The following is a 16,844-nucleotide window of genomic DNA, read 5'->3' as shown; positions in this document are numbered from 1 at the left end:
GATTTGGTAAACGCAACGCGCGCCGCCTGCGCGGCGCTGGCGACGACGGTCCTGCTCGCGGGGCCTGCCGCGGCGCAGGTGGTGGAGCCCCCGGCGCTGCAGGTGACCGGGCAGGGCGAGGTCAACGTGAAGCCCGACATGGCCGTGGTCCGGCTGGGCGTACGGGTAGAGGCCGAGACCGCCGAGGAGGCCGTCGACCGGATGTCCGCGGGCACGGAGGCCGTGCTCTCGGCGCTCTCGCAGGCCGGGGTCGCGGATGCCGACATCTCGACCGGGACGCTGCGGGTCGATCCGATCCTGAGCTCCTACGAATCCCGCGAGGGGATGCGGGTCACCGGCTTTGCCGCCGAGATCGGGCTCAGCGTCACCGTGCGCGACCTCGACGACCTGGGCGGGGTGCTCGACGCCGTGGTGCGGCAGGGCGCGAACCGGGTGGACGGCGTGAGCTTCGATCTCGCCGACCGGTCGGAGGCGCTGGCCGAGGCGCGGCGCGCGGCCGTGGCCGACGCTCAGGCCAAGGCGCAGGTCTTCGCCGAGGCCGCGGGGGTCAGGCTGGGCGACCTGATGTTCCTGACCGAAGGTCAAACCGGCGGGGGCGGACCGCAGCCGATGATGATGGACGCGCGGATGGAATCCGTCCCGGTCCCGGCCGGAGAGATGACGATCAGCGCGCAGGTCTCGCTGAGCTATTCCCTCTCCGGCGAGTAAAGGTGTGCGGCGCGGCTCGGTTGGCCGCGCCGCCCACCCTCAGGACGCGGCCTTGAGCGCCTGGTCGAGGTCCGCGATCAGGTCGTCGCTGTCCTCGATGCCGATGGAGAGGCGCACCACGTTCGGGGCCGCCCCCGCCGCCGCCTGCTGCTCGGGCGTGAGCTGGCGGTGCGTGGTCGACGCCGAGTGGATCACAAGGCTGCGCGTGTCGCCCAGGTTCGCGACGTGCGAGAAGAGCTTGAGTGCGTTCACGAACTTCACGCAGGCGTCGTAGCCGTCCTTCATCGCGAAAGTGAAAAGTCCGCCCGCGCCCTTGGGGCAGACCGTCGCCATGCGCGACTTGTAGGGCGAGCTGTCGAGACCGGCATAGGTCACCGCCTCGACCGCAGGATGGCCTTCCAGCCATTTCGCAACGATTTCAGCGTTCTCGACATGCTTCTTCATGCGCAGACTGAGCGTCTCGAGCCCCAGCAGCGTGTAGTGCGCCGCCTGCGGATTGAGCGTCATGCCCAGGTCGCGCAGACCGATGGCGATGCTGTGAAAGGTAAAGGCCATGGGACCCAGCGCCTCGCCGAAGGTCAGGCCGTGGTAGGCCGGCTCGGGCTGGCTGAGGGAAGGGAACTTGTCCGAGGCCATCCAGTCGAACTTGCCCGAGTCGGTGATCGAGCCGCCGGTGACCGTACCGTTGCCGGTCATGTACTTGGTCAGCGAGTTCACCACGAGCGTCGCGCCATGCTCGATGGGCCGGCAGAGGTAGGCGGTGGCCGAGGTGTTGTCGACGATCAGCGGGATGCCCGCCTCCTCGGCGATCTTGGCCATGGCCGGCAGGTCGGTGATATAGCCGCCCGGGTTGGCGATGCTCTCGCAGAAGAGCGCGCGGGTGTCCTCGTTGATGGCCGCGCGCACGGCGTCGAGGTCGTCGGTGTCAACGAAGCTCGCCGACCAGCCGAAGCGCTTGATGGTGTTGGAGAACTGCGTGACCGTGCCGCCGTAGAGGCGGGTCGAGGCGACCACGTTCTTGCCCGGCCCCATGAGCGGGAAGAGCGCCATGATCTGCGCGGCGTGTCCGGAGGAGCAGCATACGGTGCCGGCCCCGCCCTCGAGCGCGGTGATCCGGTCCTGCAGCGCGTTGATCGTCGGGTTGGTCAGCCGCGAGTAGATGAAGCCGACCTCCTCGAGGTTGAAGAGCCGCGCGGCGTGGTCGGCGTCTTTGAAGACGTAGGACGTGCTCTGGTAGATCGGCGTCTGGCGCGCGCCCGTCGACGGATCCGGCACGGCGCCGCCGTGGATCTGGATCGTGTCGAAGCCCTGTTTCGTGTCGGCCATGTGGTCCTCCTCGGTGTTTGCGCGGAGGCTACCGGGGCGGGGCGACAGGCACAACGTCAGAGGCGCAGGCCGGTCTCCGCGAAGGAGGCGCGGCCCTCCTCCGGGCTGGGGATCACGCTGAAGGACCCGTCGGACTCCAGGATCACCGCCGCCACCTCCGAGGGCTCGGCATTGGCGTTGGACCGGACGACCGTGCGCAACTCGGCCTCCGTCATCCGGCACTCGCGCAGGGCCCGCTCGCAAATCTCGCCGTCCCGCAGCAGCAGCGTGGGCTCCGAACGGACCAGCCGCGCCACGCGGCGCGACCTCACCGAGGACCAGGCGACGATGTACTGGCAGCCGATGAGGGTGAGCATCGCGGCCACGCCCTCGGCCAGTGCGACCGAGGAGGAAAGGAGGATCGAGGCCAGCGTCGAGCCGAGGGCCACGGTCACCACGAGGTCGAAGGCATTGAGCTTGGCCAGCGTCCGTTTGCCCGAGACCCGCAGGAAGAGCACCATCGCCACATAGGCCAGGGCGCCCACGACGAGGACGCGGAGGATGCCGGACCACCCCTGGAAGAACATGTCGGCGCTCATGGGGCTCAGAACGCGGCGGGCCGCGCGACGGGTCCCGCCTCAGCGCATCCAGAAGCCCTCCTTCTTGATCCGGTTGCGCAGCTTGCGCTCGGGCCGGGGCAGGTTCGACTGGTCGAAGAGGGCACGAACCTTTCGCCCGCGTCCCTGGTAGATGAAGCGCTTGAAGGGCTCGTGCCCCTTCAGGACCTTCTTGATCCGGTTCGGCGCGGTGACCTCCTCCAGCACTTCGACCACCCGGTCGCTCTCCCGCGCGTAGAGAAGCGGCATGACGCGCCAGTGACAGGTCACGTCCCCGTCGAGCCCGGAGAGCTCTGGCCCGGGCCGACCGCCGCCGAAGGAGTGGATCACCAGCGGCAGCGCCACCTGGTCGAGCCAGGGATCGAGAGACTGCAGCACCAGCTCCTCCGGCGGGTCGTTGCGGATCTCGGTGGCATAGTCGCGGAACCGCGTGCCGAAGGCCTGGGGATCGGCGCCGAAGAACCAGCCCGCATTGAAGTAGAGGTAGCGCTGCCAGTATTCGTCGGGCTGCGTGAGATCGAGCGAGCTTTCGAACTCAAGCCCGAAGCGGTCGTAGAGCGCGCGCCAGGTGGCGGTGTAGCCCGGCCAGTAGAGCTCTTCCTCTGGCCAGGTCCCCTCGCGCCGCATGGAAGCGGCGGGCCGGTCGAAATCGAAGGGCACCTCCTGGAGTTCGCCTGTGACCAGCGTGTCGCTGTCGAAGAAGACGAAGGGCTCTCCCTCCGGCAGGGCGAGAAGGCCCTCAATCTTGTTGCCGTTGGGATAGGCCGCTCCGAAGTCGCGGGACTCGAATGGCCGGATCTCCGCGCCCAGCTCCTGCAGCGCGCCGCGGAGGTCGCCCGGCATCCGCGGATCGCCGGGCCAGAGCGGCCCGGGCTGCGGCTCGACCACGATCAGCCGCCCGGCGAACTTCGGGGAACTGGCGCGCAGGGAGGCCGCGAAGAGCAGGGCCTCGTAGCCCACGCGGCCGGACTGGCCGACGACCATGATGTTGAAGGCGGGGGCGGTGCCCATTATCGCGCGGTCCCTCGCTGCGGTTCGCGCGGACTATAGGCAGGCCCCGGTCGCGGGAAAACCGGACCGGAGGCGATTGGGCCGGGGGCGGCGCGCGAAAGCCTCAGCCGCGCGCGGCGGCGGCGAGGGCAGGCGCGAGATCGCCGTATCCGGTGGACCGCCGCTCGAAGGCGAGGCCCAGTGCCTCCGCCGCCCGGCGCGCCTTCTCGGTCAGCGCGGGATCGTCGGTCTGGGCGAGGTAGACGAGAGTTTCGTAGTGGCCGAAATAGGCATCTCTCAGTTCGGGGTGGCGGTCGAGGCCGAGCGGCCGCGTGACGAAGGCGTCGAACTGGCGGGCGAGGAAATCGGTCAGGTAGAAGGCGGTTATCTCGTCCCGGTCGGCAAAGGCCTCCACCCCCTCGAAGAAGGCGTAGCAGTGCGGCCCCGCGATCATCTCGACGCCGCGCTCCGCGCAGACCCGTTCCAGCGCACCGCCGGTGCCGCAGTCGGCATAGGCGACGAAGACGCGTTCGTACTCGGGCTGATGGTCCGCAAGCGCCGCGTCGACGGCGGGGGCGATCCGCTCGGGGTGGTTGTGCAGGATGGCGGGCAGGCACTGCAGGTCGATGTGGTCCCAGCCGTTCAGCCGGATCAGCGCGGTGATCTCCCGCGCCAGCGCACCGCAGGCCAGGATCAGGACGCGGCCCCCGCCCTCGGGGGCGGTCCCGGTGGTGGTGAGGGTCGCGTCGTCGGGGATCATCTCAGCCGGACGGCGGTGCCGTAGGCCACGATCTCGGCGGCGTTGCTGGCCACCGTCGAGGTCTCCAGCCGCGCTCCGACGACGGCGTCGGCGCCGAGCCCGCGCGCCTCTTCGACCATCCGGTCGATGGCCTGTTCGCGCGCGCCGCCGAGCATCGAGGAATAGCCTGCAATCTCGCCGCCCACGAGGTTCTTGAGAGAGGCGACGATATCGGTCCCGAGATGCTTGGCCCGGACGGTGGAGCCGCGGACGAGGCCCAGCGTCTCGGCCACCTCGCGTCCCGCGACGCCCTCGGTCGTGCAGACGAGCATCAGTTGTCGATCCCGTCGTAGCGGTCGTCAGGAGCCTCGGCGATCCGGTGGGAGATGACCCGCCAGAGGACATAGGCCACCAGCAGCACCGGGATCGCGGCGGCGAGGCCGAGCCCTGGAGAGAGCCAGGTGCCCAGCAGCAGCGTGGCGATCACCACGGTCGCACCCGCGGCGGCGACCACGGCGACGAGGATCAGGACGAAACGGTCGAGCGGCATGACGGCTCCTTTCAGCCCGCGCGAGGCGGTCCTCCCGATATAGGAAGACCGGCCGCGCGGCGGAAGGCGGGCCCGGTCAGGCCTGCGCCGACATCTGGTTGTGCTTGCGCGCGACGAAGTCCTTCGCCGTCTCCACCGCCACGGCCGCGTCGCGGCAGTAGGCGTCGGCGCCGATGGCCTTGCCGAACTCCTCGTTCAGGGGGGCGCCGCCGACGAGCACGATGTAGTCGTCGCGGATGCCCTTCTCCTTCATCGTGTCGATCACGACTTTCATGTAGGGCATGGTCGTGGTGAGCAGGGCGGACATCCCGAGGATGTCGGGCTGCTCGGTCTCCAGCGCCTCGAGGTATTTCTCGACCGCGTTGTTGATGCCGAGGTCCACCACCTCGAAGCCCGCGCCCTCCATCATCATCGAGACGAGGTTCTTGCCGATGTCGTGGATGTCGCCCTTGACCGTGCCGATCACCATCTTGCCCATGCGCGGCGCGCCGGTCTCGGCCAGCAGCGGCTTGAGGATCGACATGCCGCCCTTCATTGCGTTGGCGGCCAGCAGCACCTCGGGGACGAAGAGGATCCCGTCGCGAAAGTCCTTGCCGACGATGGTCATGCCGCCGACGAGCGCCTCGGTCAGGATGCGGTAGGGCTCCCACCCGCGCTCGAGCAGGATGTTCACGCCTTCCTCGATCTCTTCCTTGAGACCGTCGTAGAGGTCGTCGAACATCTGCGCGACGAGCTCCTCGTCGTCGAGTTCCGACAGGATGAGATCGTCGTCTTCGTCGGCCATGGCAGGCGTCCTCTCCAGAGGCAGTTTGTCGCGGTGTGCCTTGACGTGGGCGGTCGGGCTGCGCGGATTGCGACATCAAGTGCCCCGCAACCGACTTGGACACAAATGAATTCGCGGCATGCATACCGTGAGGAGGGTTCACATGTTCCTAATTTGTTCTAGATTGGGCCCATGTCCGAGAGCCTGCCGATTCCCGAAAGCCGCCGCCGAGGCCGCGCCGCGCTGACCAACGCGACCAACCGCTACGAGCGGCTGGCGACGGAGGCGGTCGACGATGGCTGGGAGCGGGAAGAGCTGCCGCCCCTGCGCACCGAGCTCAGCATCGAGCGGCCGCGCCGGGCGATCACGCGCAACACCTCGCCGGACGTGGGCTTCGACCGGTCGCTCAATCCCTACCGGGGGTGCGAGCACGGCTGCATCTACTGCTTCGCGCGGCCGAGCCACGCCTACCTGGGGCTTTCCCCGGGCCTCGACTTCGAGACCCGGCTGATCGCACGGCCCGAGATGCCCGAGGTCCTGGGCCGGGAGCTCTCGAAACCCGGCTACCGCCCGGCGGTCATCGCCATCGGCACGAACACCGATCCCTACCAGCCGGTGGAGCGGGACCAGGGGATCATGCGCCGCATCCTCGAGGTGCTGCGGGACTTCCGGCACCCGGTCTCGGTGGTGACCAAGGGCGCGATCATCGAGCGCGACGCGGATATCCTGGGCGAGATGGCGGCCGAGGGGCTGGCGCGCGTGGGCATTTCCGTGACGACCCTCGACCCGCGCACCTCGCGCGCGATGGAGCCGCGCGTTCCCGGGCCCGCCCGGCGGCTGCGCGCGATCCGCGTACTGGCCGAGGCGGGCGTGCCGGTGCGGGTCATGGTCTCGCCCGTCGTGCCCGCGCTCACCGATCACGAGATGGAGGCGATCCTCGAGCAGGGGGCGGAGGCTGGCGCCGTCGCCGCCTCCTCCATCGTGCTGCGCCTGCCGCGCGAGGTCTCGGGGCTATTCCGCGACTGGGTGGCGGAGACCTATCCCGACCGCGCGGAGCGGATCATTGGCCGCGTGCGCGAGCTGCACGGCGGGCGCGACTACGATCCGGCCTTCGGTCAGCGGATGACGGGGCAGGGGGTCTGGGCGGACCTCATGCGCAAGCGTTTCAAGGTCGCGCTGGCGCGCACCGGCCTCAGCGAGGACCTGCCGCCTCTGAGGACCGACCTCTTCCGCGTGCCGCCGCGGCCGGGCGACCAGCTTTCGCTCTTCTAGGCGCTCAGCCCCGGCGGCGGCCGCGGCGCTGGCGGGTGGGGCCGGTGGTCTCGCCTGTGCCGTCGTCGGCGGAGGAGAACTCTCCCAGGGCCGCCGTCACCTGCTCCAGCGTCGGAGCGGGGCCCGGAGGCCGGGTCTCCAGCGCCTCGCGCATGAGCACGAGGTGCTCCGGCGTCGTGCCGCAGCAGCCGCCGATGATCGTGGCGCCGGCGTCGCGGGCCATCACGGCGTAGTCCGCCATGAGCTCCGGCGTGCCGTTGTAGTGGATGTGGCCGTCGACGTACTTCGGGATCCCCGCGTTGCCCTTCGCGACGATGGGCCGCTCCGGCGCGGCGGCGGCGAAGCCCAGTACCGTGCGGAGCAGGTCCGAGGAGCCGGTGCCGCAATTCGCTCCGAAGGCGAGCGGCGGATGGGCGAGCTTGCCGACCATCTTCACCATGTCGGCGGAGGTCACGCCCATCATCGTGCGGCCCGCGGTGTCGAAGCTCATGGTCCCGACCCAGGGCATGTCCGCAAGGCCGAAGGCCTCGGCGGCGGCCTTGTACTCGTCGGGCGAGGAGATGGTCTCGAGCCAGAGGACATCGGCGCCGCCCTCCTTCAGCGCCTCGGCCTGCTCGTGGAACATCTCGACAGCACTCTCGTGGGTGAGGCTGCCCATGGGGGCCATGATCTCGCCCGTGGGCCCCACCGAGCCCGCGACGACGACCTTGCGGCCCGAGGCATCCGCCACCTCGCGGCCGATGCCGGCGGCGGCGCGGTTCAGCTCACCGACCCGGTCCTGAGAGTCGTGCAGCTTGAGACGGGAGGCGTTGCCGCCGAAGGAGTTGGTCAGGAACAGGTCGGACCCGGCCTCCACCGCGCCCGAGTAGAGCGCGCGGATGCGGTCGGGGTGATCGAGGTTCCACAGTTCCGGCGGCTCGCCGGACTGGAGCCCCATGTTGAAGAGCGTGGTCCCCGTGGCCCCGTCGGCGAGGAGCCAGTCGCGGTCGGCGAGAAGCGCGCTGAGGGCGTCGGTCATGGTATCCTCGTGCCGTTGGGCCAGTAACTTTGCTTAGGGCGTCCAAGGCGCGTTGCATGCACCCGGAGCGAGTGCAATCGCATTTTCCTCAAGATCGTCCTGCATCGCATCGATGTTCCCCGCCGTGAGCCGGTGACCCAGTCGGATCTGCCAGACGAGCGCCGCGACGACGGGCAGCAGCACGAGACGGTTCGGCACGGCGAGGTAGAGCGGCTGCCACGCTGGTCCGAAGCTCTCCTTGAACTGGCGCAGGCCGGGGCAGAGACGCGGGCCGAGCTCCTGCGCGGGTGGCGCGAGGTCGGGCACCGCGGCGAGGGAGAGGTGCGCGGCGCCCTCGGCGCGGGCCGTCCCGATCATCGCGGCGACGAGGCCGTGCATGGTCCCTGCGGGCACATCCTCCCCGTGCCGCATCAGGTCGAGCGCCCAGGCCCCGGGGGTCGCGTGGGCGGTCGCGAAGGCCATGAGCCGGCCGTCGCGGTGGGCGAGAAAGACCCGCTGATGCCGCACCAGCGATGCGGTGAGCGTGCCGCAGGAAAAGCCGCGCTCGCCGCCATGCGCCTCGGCCCACGCCCGCCCCAGCGCGCGCATCTCCTCCAGCGGAAGCTCGCCCGCCTCGGAAATCCGGACGCCCGCCTTCTCCGCCTGCCGCAACTTGCGCCGCAGCTGCCGGCGGGCGGGTCCCTCGAGGTCCCAGTGCGAGAGGTCGATGCGGGCATTGGCCGCGACCCTCAGGACGGTCCAGCCCGCCTGTCTCGCCACGAGGGCCGTCCGCGCGTCGCACTTGTAGAGCGCGGGCCACCGGCCTTCCACGCGCGCACGGCGGGCGAGTTCGGCGAGCGGCACGCCGCCCCTCACCGGCCCGAGCGCGGCAAGCACCCTCGGCGCGCGGGACAGGCAGAGCGCACGGTCCGGGCCGGCGGTCCAGATCTCCGCCTGTTGCCGGGCCAGGCCCCATTCGGGGCAGGGCGGCGTCGCGAGTTCGCGCGCCCGCCGGACCGGGTCGGCCTTCGTCAGCCCCTCCGCCGGGCGGCGCGGCGCGACCAGTCCCGGCAGAGAGACGAGGGCGGGCAGGGCATAGTAGACCGCACGGAAGGCCAGCACTCCGGCCAACAGGTCCGGCGCGGCCACTCCGGGGAGGAGGGCCAGCAGAACCAGTTCAAAGGCCCCGAGGCCGCCGGGCGCATTGGTCAGCAGTCCAGCCGAGAGCGCGGCGAGATAGGCGGCGAAGAGCGGGCCGAAGGAGATCTCGACCCCCGCCGGAAGGCAGGCCCAGAGGGCGAGCGCCGCGAAGGCCGTGTCGGCGGTGGCCCAGAGCGCGAGCCGCAGACCCTTTCCATGGTCCAGTCCGCCGACGAGCTCCCGGAGCCGCCGCGGCGCGAGCAACGGCAGCGCCGTGACCGCCACCAGCGTGAGCGCCCCGCCGACCGCGACCGGCGTGCGCAGCGGCATGTCCGGCAGCCAGACCAGGGCGGCCATCACCGTGACCGGCGCCGCCGCTGCGAGGAAGCTGAGGCTGACCAGCGCCGAGACATGCACCGAGGCGGCGAGCGAAAGCTCCGGAAGCGCCCGCCACCGGACGAGCGCGCCGACGAGCGTCCCGAGCCCGGTCACCTGGCCGATCGCGACGGCCCGGCGGCCCGCCCGCGCGGCCCGGCCCCGGGGCACGCCGGTCCCCAGCGCGGCCTGCACCGTGGCGTCGTAGGCGCCGAGGCAGAGAAAGCTCGCCCCCGTGGCGGCGAGCGCGAGCAGCAGGGCCCCGGGGCCGATCCGGCCGAGCGCCGCCATGACCTCGCCGAGGTCCACATGGTCCAGCCGGCGGGCGAGCATCCAGAGCAGGACAGGCCCCACGGCCAGGCCAAGGGCCTGCCAGGGCGAAAGGCGGAGCGGCATGTCGGTGATCCCTTGAGAGCGTCGGCCAAAGCGGCCCGGGCGACGGATAGCGGGCGAGCCGTGAACGGCGGGTCAAGGCGGGCAGGGCCACACGAAAAAAGGGCCGCTCGCGCGGCCCCTGGTTAACGCTTGCTGGCCGGGTGGCGGGTCAGCCGACCTCTTGGACCAGTTGCGCCTTCGCCTCGGTCAGGCATTCGACCATCTTGGCGCGAATGTCCTGCTCGGAGGCCTTGTCGCCCAGATCGCCGACGAGCTTGCGCACCACGTCCTCGTGGCCCGCCTCCTCGAAATCGGCCTTCACCACCTCGAGCGCGTAGGCGTCGGCATCGGCGCCTTCCTTGCCCAGCAGCCCGGCGGCCCAGAGGCCGACGAGCTTGTTGCGGCGCGCCTCGGCCTTGAACTGCATCTCGGCGTCATGCGCGAATTTCGCCTCGAAGGCATGCTCGCGGTCTTCAAAGCTGGCCATCGGACCTCTCCTGCCGGTTGGATTTCCCTCTTCCCTCCATATGGCGCAGCCTCCCGCGCGGCGCAACTGCGCCCGTGTCGCGGGACGGGCCCGCCGCTTGGCAAAGCGGGGGCCATGCCATAAGAGGGGCGCACCGTCCGCAAGGGGCTCCCTCCGCGGACCCATCTCATTTCGAGGACCCTTCATGGCGCGCCGCAAGAAGATTTACGAAGGCAAGGCGAAGATTCTCTACGAAGGCCCCGAACCAGGCACTCTGGTCCAGTACTTCAAGGACGACGCCACCGCCTTCAACGCCGAGAAGCACGCGGTGATCGAGGGCAAGGGCGTGCTCAACAACCGCCTGAGCGAGTTCTTCATGACCGGTCTCGCCCAGGTGGGCATTCCGACCCACTTCCTGCGCCGGCTCAACATGCGCGAGCAGCTCGTCCGCCAGGTCGAGATCATCCCGCTCGAGATCATCGTGCGCAACTTCGCCGCGGGCTCGATGGCCAAGCGGCTGGGCATGGAAGAGGGCGCGGCCCTGCCGCAGCCGATCATCGAGTTCAGCCTCAAGGACGACAAGCTCGGCGACCCGCTGGTCCCCGAGGAGTACATCATCGCCTTCCAGTGGGCCTCGCAGCAGGACCTCGACGACATCGTGCGCCTCGCGCTGCGGGTGAACGACTTCATGTCGGGCGCGATGTACGGCGTCGGGATCAAGCTCGTCGACTTCAAGATCGAGGTCGGGCGCATCTGGGACGGCGACTTCCAGCGGCTCGTGGTGGCCGACGAGATCAGCCCCGATTCGTGCCGGCTCTGGGACCTCCAGTCGGGCGAGAAGCTCGACAAGGACGTCTTCCGCCGGGACCTGGGCAACCTGACCGACGCCTACGCCGAGGTCGCCCGCCGGCTGGGTGTGATGCCGACGAACGCCACGCACATCACCAAGCCGACGCTCATCAACTGACACCGGGCGGGGCCGCGCGCCCCGGCCCGCACCAAGCGAACGGGGGACGCCATGAAGGCGCGAGTCACGGTCATGCTCAAGGAGGGGGTGCTCGACCCCCAGGGCGAAGCGGTACGCCACGCGCTGGGCGCGCTGGGCTTCGACGGGGTCGAGGGCGTGCGCCAGGGCAAGGTGATCGAGCTCGACCTGGCCGAGGGCACCACCGAGGAGCGCGTGCGCGAGATGTGCGAACGGCTTCTCGCGAATACCGTGATCGAGAGCTACCGGATCGAGAGCTGATGCGCGCGGCCGTCCTGCGCGACTACCGCGCCCCGCTTGCGCTCGAGGACCGGCCAGAGCCGGACTGCCCCGAGGACGGCGTGGTCCTCAGGGTCATCGCCTGCGGCGTCTGCCGGTCGGACTGGCACGCCTGGGCCGGGGAGCATCCTCGGGTCAAGCCCGGTGCCGTGGGCGGGCACGAGTACTGCGGCGAGGTCGTCGCAGCCGGGCCGCGCTCTGATTGGGCGGTGGGCGACGTGCTGGTGGCGCCTTTCCTGCTGAGCTGCGGCGCCTGCCCGGCCTGCCGGGCAGGAGAGGAGCATACCTGCCCGGACATGCTCTACCCCGGCCTCGGCACGGACGGCGCCTTCGCCGAGTACGTGGCCGTCCCGCGCGACCACAACCTGCAACGCCTGCCGGAGGGCATGGACCCGGTGCTCGCCGCCGGTCTGGGCTGCCGCGTGATGACCGCCTGGCACGGGCTCACCGACCGTGCAGCGCTGCAGCCGGGCGAATGGCTGGCGGTGCACGGCACCGGCGGGGTGGGGCTCGCGGGGGTGCTCCTCGGCCGGGCCATGGGCGCGCGCGTCGTCGCGGTCGACCTCGTGCAGGAGAAGCTCGACCACGCCCTGGCCCACGGCGCCGAGGCCGCCGTCCTCGCCTCCGAGCCCGGCGCGGCGGAGCGGATCCGGGAGATCACCGGCGGCGGGGCCCATGTCTCGCTGGAAGCCGTGGGGATCGAGCCTACGCTGAACGGCTCCATCGCCTGCCTGCGGCCGCTCGGGCGGCACGTCCAGTGCGGCATGCCCATCGGCCATACCGCGCGGATGGAGATCGACCTCAACGGCGTCTTCATGAAGAACCTCGCGGTCTACGGCTCCAAGGGAATGCCGGCGCACCGCTACCCGCAGCTCTTCAGCCTGATCGAGAGCGGGGCGGTGGACCTCACGCCGATGATCGGCCGGCAGATCGCGCTCTCGGAGGTCTCCGCCGAGCTCGCCGCGATGGAAGGCCCCACCGCGCCCGGCGTGGCGGTCGTCACGGACTTCCGGCACTAGCGCCGCACGCGATTTGAAATCGCGTGCGCAAGCGGCTTCGAAGCCGCTTGCGCAAGGGCCTTCGAAGGCCCTTGCCGCCCGGATGGACACCGCTGCGCTTTTGTGGTTCCTGCCGCCCATTCCCAGAGAGGAGACCGCGCGATGAAGGCTGCCGTCATCGTCTTTCCCGGATCGAACTGCGACCGCGACATCGCGGTGGCCTTGCGCCAGGCGGGCGCCGAGGTCTCCATGGTCTGGCACAAGGAGGCCGAGCTGCCCGCGGGCCTCGACCTCGTCGCGGTGCCCGGCGGCTTCTCCTTCGGCGACTACCTGCGCTGCGGCGCCATCGCCGCGCAGTCGCCCGTCGCGGCGGCGGTGAAGACTCACGCGGAGCGGGGCGGATACGTCCTCGGTGTCTGCAACGGCTTCCAGGTCCTGACGGAAACCGGCCTTCTGCCCGGCGCCCTGATGCGCAACGCCCGCCTCAAGTTCATCTGCAAGACCCTGCCGCTGACGGTCGCCACGACCGAGAGCGACTACACCTCCGGCTACCGGGCGGGGCAGGAGATCATGATCCCGGTCGCCCACCACGAGGGCAATTATTACGCCGACGACGCGACGCTGGAGCGGCTGCGCGGCGAGGACCGCATCGCCTTCCGCTATGCGCAGAACCCCAACGGCAGCCGCGACGACATCGCCGGCATCCTCAGCCCGAACCGCCGCGTCCTGGGCATGATGCCCCACCCCGAACGGGCGGTGGACGCGGGCCACGGCGGCACCGACGGGCAGGCGTTTTTCCGCTCCCTTGTCGGCGCATTGGCCGAGGCCTGAGGCCCCGCGCTTGTGACCGGCAGTCCCGCCCCGTAGATTCGCGCCCATGTCGACGGAAACGCCGTCCCTTTCCCGCGCCGGAGCGCGCTGGCCCATGCGCACCGCCTTCGGCGTGCTCGTGGTGCTGGCGATCATCGTCGTCTACGTCACCAACCAGTTCCTGACCGAGCGCTTCACCGAGTCCACGCGCAACCGCTCCGAGGTCCGTTCGACGCTCTACGTCGGAAACCTGATGAGCGAGCTGCAGCGGGCCTCCATCGTGCCGCAGCTGCTCGCGCGCGACCCGCAGCTGATCGGCGCGCTGAACTCGGGCGACTACACCCAGTCCACCCAGCGGCTACTCTCCTTCGTGGACGAGATCGGCGCGGCGGAGATCATGCTGCTCGACCGCGAGGGGCGGATGGTGGCCGCCACCGACCGCAACCGCCTGGGCGAGACGCATCCGCAGAGCTCCTACTTCGTCGACGCGCTGCGCGCCTCCTCGACCGTCTTCTCGGTGACCGAGCGGGAGTCGGGCGGCTTCCAGTACACCTATTCCCGCAAGATCGACGAGGGCGGCCAGACGCTCGGCGTCATCGCCGTGGCCGTCGACCTCGCCCAGCTCGAACGGCAGTGGGCGGGGGTGGCCGACGCCGTCTTCGTGGCCGACAGCGAGGGCCGGATCATCCTCTCGACCGAGCCGCGGTGGCGCGGGCTCCAGGAGGCCGAGGCGCTGGAGCGTCAGTCGGCCCCTTCGGCCATCGAGCGCGCGATCCGCATGACCCAGGACTGGACCGCACTGCCGATTGACGCCTACCTGCGCGGCGAGGCGGTAATGCGCGTCGAGACGCGCGTCCCCTTCCGCGGCTGGCGGATGGTGACCTTTACCACCTACGCCAGCGTCCGGGAACGGGTGAACGGCGTCCTCGCGCTCGAGATCATGGGCTTTGCCATCCTTCTCGCAGGCGTCTTCTGGCTGCTGAACCGCAAGGCGGCGAGCCGGGTCCTGTTCTTCCAGCGCGAGTCGCACGAGCTTCGGCAGCTAAACCAGCGTTTGCAAAGGGAAATCGCGGAGCGCGAGAAGGTCGAGAAGAACCTCGAGGTGGCCGAGCAGACGCTCGCCCAGAGCTCCAAGCTCGCGGCGCTGGGCGAGATGTCGGCCGCCGTCAGCCACGAGCTGAACCAGCCGCTCGCCGCGATGAAGACCTATCTGGCCGGCGCCAAGCTGCTGCTCTCGCGCAAACGCACCGACGAGGCGGCGGCCTCGTTCCAGCGGATCGACGACCTGATCGAGCGGATGGGGGCGATCACCCGGCAGCTCAAATCCTATGCCCGCAAGGGCCGGCAGGAGTTCGAGCCGGTCGATGCCCGCGCCGCCGTCGAGGCCGCTCTCAGCATGATGGAACCGCAGCTCAAGACGCAGGAGGTTGCGATCACCAAGACGCTTCCGGGCGAACCTGTCCTGATCTTCGGCGACCGTCTCCGGCTGGAACAGGTTATCATCAATCTCTTGCGCAACGCCGTTGATGCCACCAAGTCCGCTGAGGAGCCTCAGATCGACGTCCTGCTCGCCGCGGGAGAGACCGTGCGGCTCACTGTTCGTGACAATGGTCCGGGTATCGAGGACCTCGATGCCCTGTTCGAGCCTTTCTATACTACCAAGCAGCCCGGCGACGGGGTCGGCTTGGGCCTGGCGATCTCCTCGGGGATCGTCGGTGATTTCGGAGGACGGCTGACGGCGCGCAACGCCGCGGCCGGCGGCGCGGTCTTCGAGGTTCAGCTTCCTGTCTGGACCGACCGCGACGCGGAACTGGATGCAGCGGAGTGAGGTGAGGCCATTGGCCCAGGCTATGAAGATCGCCATCATCGACGACGAAAAAGACATGCGGCAGTCGATCAGCCAGTGGCTGGCGCTGTCGGGATACGACACCGAGACCTTCGCAAGTGCCGAGGACGCCCTGAAGGGCCTCGGGCCGGACTACCCGGGCATCGTCGTCTCCGACATCAAGATGCCGGGCATGGACGGAATGCAATTCCTGAGGAAACTCAAGGGCGTGGACAGCACTCTTCCGGTGATCATGATCACCGGTCACGGTGACGTCCCCATGGCGGTCGAGGCCATGCGGATGGGCGCCTACGACTTCCTCGAAAAGCCGTTCAATCCCGACCGGATGACCGAGCTCGCGAAGAAGGCGACCAACGCCCGCCGCCTGACGCTCGACAACCGCGCCCTGCGGCGCGAGCTTTCGGACGGCTCGGCGATCATGTCCAAGCTGATCGGCTCCTCCCCGGTGATGGAGCGGCTGCGCGAGGACATCCTCGACCTTGGCCAGGCCGACGGCCACGTGCTGATCGAGGGCGAGACGGGTACCGGCAAGACCCTCGTGGCCCACGCGCTGCACGCCGTCGGCGCGCGGGCCAACAAGCGCTTCGTGCTGATTTCCTGCGGCGCCTTCGACGAGGACTCGCTGACGCGCCGCCTTTTCGGACCTGCCGAACAGGACGATCCGATCCCCGCCATCGAGGAGGCTCGCGGAGGCACGCTGGTGCTCGAGGACATCGAGGCGCTGACGCCCGCGCTTCAGGCCCGCCTCCTGACCGCGCTGAACGAGCAGGGGACACCGGCCGAGACCCGCGTCGTCGCCGTCTCCAACCTGCAGAACGAGGGCAAGACCTCCGAGGACGTGCTGCGCGCCGATCTTTTCTACCGGCTGGCCGCCCTGCGGGTCACCGTTCCGCCCCTGCGCCAGCGGGGAGAGGACATCCTCACGCTCTTCACCCGGCTGTCGGAACAGTTCGCCGAGGAATACGGCTGCACCGCGCCCGAGCTTTCCGCCCAGGAGGCCGCGCAGGTGCTTCAGGCGCCCTGGCCGGGCAACGTCCGCCAGTTGGTGAACGTGGCCGAGCGCGCGGTCCTGCAGAACCGCCGCGGCACCGGCACCATCGCCTCGCTGCTGATGGCCGACAACGCCGAGAGCGAGACCACGATGACCACCGAGGGCAAGCCGCTCAAGGAGTTCGTCGAGGCCTTCGAACGCATGCTCATCGACAACACCATGCGCCGCCACAAGGGCTCGATCGTCGGCGTCATGGAAGAGCTCCAGCTCCCCCGGCGCACCCTCAACGAGAAGATGGCCAAGTACGGATTGCAGCGCCAGGACTACCTCTGACGGTCCGTCGTGCCGGACGGCAACCACCCGTCCGGCACAGGCGAATTTCGCAGCGATACTCGCGCTGTGCGTGTGGCGGCGGCCTACGGCCCGCGATTGACCATTGTCATTCGCCGTACGCTTCCTTTATCTAGAAGAACGGCCATCGCTACCGTGACAGGGTCCGGCGGCCGAACGAATTCGCTGTCACTGGCAGGGACGAGGCAGGTTGCTTCGCGGCTTTTGACAGAAATATCAAGCCCCTAGGGGCCTTGAAGACCTGCCGGAGGCGACACGCCCCGGCCCAAATGGTCTCCGACGGTTTG

Annotated in this window: 18 protein-coding genes; 8 read left to right on the top strand and 10 right to left on the bottom strand. The window is 69.7% G+C overall.

Annotated features, from left to right (window positions below):
• The first annotated feature begins 3 nt into the window (after positions 1 to 3).
• Positions 4 to 708, top strand: coding sequence for an SIMPL domain-containing protein (locus F3S47_RS00620; RefSeq protein ID WP_191090037.1), 705 nt, complete (start codon positions 4 to 6; stop codon positions 706 to 708).
• Between the two features lie 39 nt (positions 709 to 747).
• Here F3S47_RS00620 and F3S47_RS00615 read toward each other — a convergent pair whose 3' ends face one another.
• The 7 genes from F3S47_RS00615 to F3S47_RS00585 form a co-directional block, all read right to left on the bottom strand.
• Positions 748 to 2,034 (bottom strand): O-acetylhomoserine aminocarboxypropyltransferase/cysteine synthase family protein, encoded by a 1,287-nt coding sequence (locus F3S47_RS00615; RefSeq protein ID WP_150443291.1) that lies wholly within the window; start codon positions 2,032 to 2,034, stop codon positions 748 to 750.
• 56 nt (positions 2,035 to 2,090) lie between these two features.
• Entirely contained in the window at positions 2,091 to 2,612 is a 522-nt protein-coding gene (locus tag F3S47_RS00610; protein WP_191090036.1) for a DUF421 domain-containing protein, read from the bottom strand.
• A gap of 39 nt (positions 2,613 to 2,651) precedes the next feature.
• Complete coding sequence (locus F3S47_RS00605) at positions 2,652 to 3,641, bottom strand: hypothetical protein (RefSeq protein ID WP_150443289.1); 990 nt, start codon at positions 3,639 to 3,641, stop codon at positions 2,652 to 2,654.
• A gap of 103 nt (positions 3,642 to 3,744) precedes the next feature.
• The gene (locus F3S47_RS00600; RefSeq protein ID WP_150443288.1) at positions 3,745 to 4,380 is read right to left on the bottom strand and encodes a DUF1638 domain-containing protein; all 636 of its coding nucleotides are present in this window, start codon (positions 4,378 to 4,380) and stop codon (positions 3,745 to 3,747) included.
• Positions 4,377 to 4,691, bottom strand: a complete 315-nt coding sequence (locus F3S47_RS00595) for a YbjQ family protein (protein ID WP_150443287.1) — start codon at positions 4,689 to 4,691, stop codon at positions 4,377 to 4,379. The genes F3S47_RS00600 and F3S47_RS00595 overlap by 4 nt, the downstream gene beginning before the upstream one ends.
• Positions 4,691 to 4,909 carry a hypothetical protein gene (locus tag F3S47_RS00590; protein WP_150443286.1) on the bottom strand — a complete coding sequence of 73 codons (219 nt, stop codon included), beginning with the start codon at positions 4,907 to 4,909 and terminating at the stop codon, positions 4,691 to 4,693. The genes F3S47_RS00595 and F3S47_RS00590 overlap by 1 nt, the downstream gene beginning before the upstream one ends.
• Before the next feature lie 76 nt (positions 4,910 to 4,985).
• Positions 4,986 to 5,693 (bottom strand): corrinoid protein, encoded by a 708-nt coding sequence (locus tag F3S47_RS00585; protein ID WP_150443285.1) that lies wholly within the window; start codon positions 5,691 to 5,693, stop codon positions 4,986 to 4,988.
• A 171-nt stretch (positions 5,694 to 5,864) separates the two neighbouring features.
• Between F3S47_RS00585 and F3S47_RS00580 the strand changes: the two genes are divergently transcribed.
• Positions 5,865 to 6,944 (top strand): PA0069 family radical SAM protein, encoded by a 1,080-nt coding sequence (locus tag F3S47_RS00580; protein WP_150443284.1) that lies wholly within the window; start codon positions 5,865 to 5,867, stop codon positions 6,942 to 6,944.
• Positions 6,945 to 6,948: 4 nt separating this feature from the next.
• Here the strand turns inward: F3S47_RS00580 and bmt are convergent, their stop codons facing one another.
• From bmt to F3S47_RS00565, 3 genes are all read right to left on the bottom strand, one after another.
• The gene (bmt, locus tag F3S47_RS00575; RefSeq protein WP_150443283.1) at positions 6,949 to 7,962 is read right to left on the bottom strand and encodes a betaine--homocysteine S-methyltransferase; all 1,014 of its coding nucleotides are present in this window, start codon (positions 7,960 to 7,962) and stop codon (positions 6,949 to 6,951) included.
• A 33-nt stretch (positions 7,963 to 7,995) separates the two neighbouring features.
• Complete coding sequence (locus F3S47_RS00570; protein ID WP_150443282.1) at positions 7,996 to 9,852, bottom strand: phosphatidylglycerol lysyltransferase domain-containing protein; 1,857 nt, start codon at positions 9,850 to 9,852, stop codon at positions 7,996 to 7,998.
• Positions 9,853 to 10,000: 148 nt separating this feature from the next.
• On the bottom strand, positions 10,001 to 10,318 hold the full coding sequence (locus tag F3S47_RS00565) for a DUF1476 domain-containing protein (protein WP_150443281.1): 318 nt from the start codon (positions 10,316 to 10,318) through the stop codon (positions 10,001 to 10,003).
• Between the two features lie 184 nt (positions 10,319 to 10,502).
• Here F3S47_RS00565 and purC point away from each other — a divergent pair, with 184 nt between their 5' ends.
• The 6 genes from purC (at position 10,503) to F3S47_RS00535 (ending at position 16,539) form a co-directional block, all read left to right on the top strand.
• Positions 10,503 to 11,264 carry a phosphoribosylaminoimidazolesuccinocarboxamide synthase gene (gene purC / locus F3S47_RS00560; protein WP_150443280.1) on the top strand — a complete coding sequence of 254 codons (762 nt, stop codon included), beginning with the start codon at positions 10,503 to 10,505 and terminating at the stop codon, positions 11,262 to 11,264.
• 51 nt (positions 11,265 to 11,315) lie between these two features.
• Positions 11,316 to 11,543 carry a phosphoribosylformylglycinamidine synthase subunit PurS gene (gene purS / locus F3S47_RS00555; RefSeq protein ID WP_150443279.1) on the top strand — a complete coding sequence of 76 codons (228 nt, stop codon included), beginning with the start codon at positions 11,316 to 11,318 and terminating at the stop codon, positions 11,541 to 11,543.
• Entirely contained in the window at positions 11,543 to 12,580 is a 1,038-nt protein-coding gene (locus tag F3S47_RS00550) for a zinc-binding dehydrogenase (protein ID WP_150443278.1), read from the top strand. The genes purS and F3S47_RS00550 overlap by 1 nt, the downstream gene beginning before the upstream one ends.
• Before the next feature lie 141 nt (positions 12,581 to 12,721).
• Positions 12,722 to 13,390, top strand: coding sequence for a phosphoribosylformylglycinamidine synthase subunit PurQ (purQ, locus tag F3S47_RS00545; protein WP_150443277.1), 669 nt, complete (start codon positions 12,722 to 12,724; stop codon positions 13,388 to 13,390).
• Between the two features lie 94 nt (positions 13,391 to 13,484).
• The gene (locus F3S47_RS00540; RefSeq protein WP_191090035.1) at positions 13,485 to 15,197 is read left to right on the top strand and encodes a sensor histidine kinase; all 1,713 of its coding nucleotides are present in this window, start codon (positions 13,485 to 13,487) and stop codon (positions 15,195 to 15,197) included.
• Between the two features lie 10 nt (positions 15,198 to 15,207).
• The gene (locus F3S47_RS00535; RefSeq protein ID WP_150443275.1) at positions 15,208 to 16,539 is read left to right on the top strand and encodes a sigma-54-dependent transcriptional regulator; all 1,332 of its coding nucleotides are present in this window, start codon (positions 15,208 to 15,210) and stop codon (positions 16,537 to 16,539) included.
• Positions 16,540 to 16,844 lie beyond the last annotated feature (305 nt).

Source organism: Histidinibacterium aquaticum, assembly GCF_008710275.1.
In the GTDB taxonomy this organism is placed as follows: domain Bacteria; phylum Pseudomonadota; class Alphaproteobacteria; order Rhodobacterales; family Rhodobacteraceae; genus Oceanicola; species Oceanicola aquaticus.
The sequence above is the reverse complement of the archived record's forward strand: the minus strand, read 5'-3'. Positions and strand labels throughout refer to the sequence as shown.

What these genes read in the sequence shown, in the direction of transcription:
- F3S47_RS00615 (WP_150443291.1), bottom strand. Translation starts at nt 2,034, where the DNA reads ATGGCCGACACGAAACAGGGCTTCGACACGATCCAGATCCACGGCGGC.
- F3S47_RS00610 (WP_191090036.1), bottom strand. Translation starts at nt 2,612, where the DNA reads ATGAGCGCCGACATGTTCTTCCAGGGGTGGTCCGGCATCCTCCGCGTC.
- F3S47_RS00605 (WP_150443289.1), bottom strand. Translation starts at nt 3,641, where the DNA reads ATGGGCACCGCCCCCGCCTTCAACATCATGGTCGTCGGCCAGTCCGGC.
- F3S47_RS00600 (WP_150443288.1), bottom strand. Translation starts at nt 4,380, where the DNA reads ATGATCCCCGACGACGCGACCCTCACCACCACCGGGACCGCCCCCGAG.
- F3S47_RS00595 (WP_150443287.1), bottom strand. Translation starts at nt 4,691, where the DNA reads ATGCTCGTCTGCACGACCGAGGGCGTCGCGGGACGCGAGGTGGCCGAG.
- F3S47_RS00590 (WP_150443286.1), bottom strand. Translation starts at nt 4,909, where the DNA reads ATGCCGCTCGACCGTTTCGTCCTGATCCTCGTCGCCGTGGTCGCCGCC.
- F3S47_RS00585 (WP_150443285.1), bottom strand. Translation starts at nt 5,693, where the DNA reads ATGGCCGACGAAGACGACGATCTCATCCTGTCGGAACTCGACGACGAG.
- F3S47_RS00580 (WP_150443284.1), top strand. Translation starts at nt 5,865, where the DNA reads ATGTCCGAGAGCCTGCCGATTCCCGAAAGCCGCCGCCGAGGCCGCGCC.
- bmt (WP_150443283.1), bottom strand. Translation starts at nt 7,962, where the DNA reads ATGACCGACGCCCTCAGCGCGCTTCTCGCCGACCGCGACTGGCTCCTC.
- F3S47_RS00570 (WP_150443282.1), bottom strand. Translation starts at nt 9,852, where the DNA reads ATGCCGCTCCGCCTTTCGCCCTGGCAGGCCCTTGGCCTGGCCGTGGGG.
- F3S47_RS00565 (WP_150443281.1), bottom strand. Translation starts at nt 10,318, where the DNA reads ATGGCCAGCTTTGAAGACCGCGAGCATGCCTTCGAGGCGAAATTCGCG.
- purC (WP_150443280.1), top strand. Translation starts at nt 10,503, where the DNA reads ATGGCGCGCCGCAAGAAGATTTACGAAGGCAAGGCGAAGATTCTCTAC.
- purS (WP_150443279.1), top strand. Translation starts at nt 11,316, where the DNA reads ATGAAGGCGCGAGTCACGGTCATGCTCAAGGAGGGGGTGCTCGACCCC.
- F3S47_RS00550 (WP_150443278.1), top strand. Translation starts at nt 11,543, where the DNA reads ATGCGCGCGGCCGTCCTGCGCGACTACCGCGCCCCGCTTGCGCTCGAG.
- purQ (WP_150443277.1), top strand. Translation starts at nt 12,722, where the DNA reads ATGAAGGCTGCCGTCATCGTCTTTCCCGGATCGAACTGCGACCGCGAC.
- F3S47_RS00540 (WP_191090035.1), top strand. Translation starts at nt 13,485, where the DNA reads ATGCGCACCGCCTTCGGCGTGCTCGTGGTGCTGGCGATCATCGTCGTC.